Here is a 544-nt window from a genome sequence, read left to right as displayed (position 1 = left end):
TTCATCACAATAGTCACTAACGCCGTGACAAACCACGCAATGACTGCACCTGATACACCAAACCACATACCTGTGTATAGGTACGGACGCAAAATGAAGCCGTCGGTCGCACCGATAAGCTTCATGGTTTGAATCTCTTCTTTATTCGCCAGTACATTAAAACGTAATGTGTTACCAACGATTAAAAATACCGCACCCAACATTAGGATTGTCAGGGTCACGACAATAATGCCAGCTAGTGTTTTGATGGCATTTAAGCGCGCAAGCCAGTCTTCATCGAGCCTAACATCGGTCACATCTTGTTGTTGACCTACTTCTTTTGCTAGGGCTTGAATGTCTGTTTTGATATCCGATTCTGGCGTAATCACCAACACGCCTGGTAATGCATAACCGCTTAGCAAGCTCAGTGCTTGGTCAAAACCCGCGTACTGGCTTAAATCGGCCAAACCTTGCTGTGGAGAAATATATTCCACTTCTTTTACAAGAGGCCAAGTTTCAATTTGATCTTTGAGAACCATCACACGCGCATCCGGCATGCCTTCCA

1 protein-coding gene is annotated in these 544 nt (G+C 45.0%); it reads right to left on the bottom strand.

Going from position 1 to position 544, the window contains the following annotated elements; genetic code table 11:
- Positions 1-544, bottom strand: a 544-nt coding sequence (locus tag R7040_RS29285; RefSeq protein WP_318098019.1) for a cell division protein FtsX, incomplete at both ends; no start/stop codon positions are given.

It is taken from the genome of Vibrio sp. 1069, from assembly GCF_033340555.1.
The sequence above is the reverse complement of the archived record's forward strand: the minus strand, read 5'-3'. Positions and strand labels throughout refer to the sequence as shown.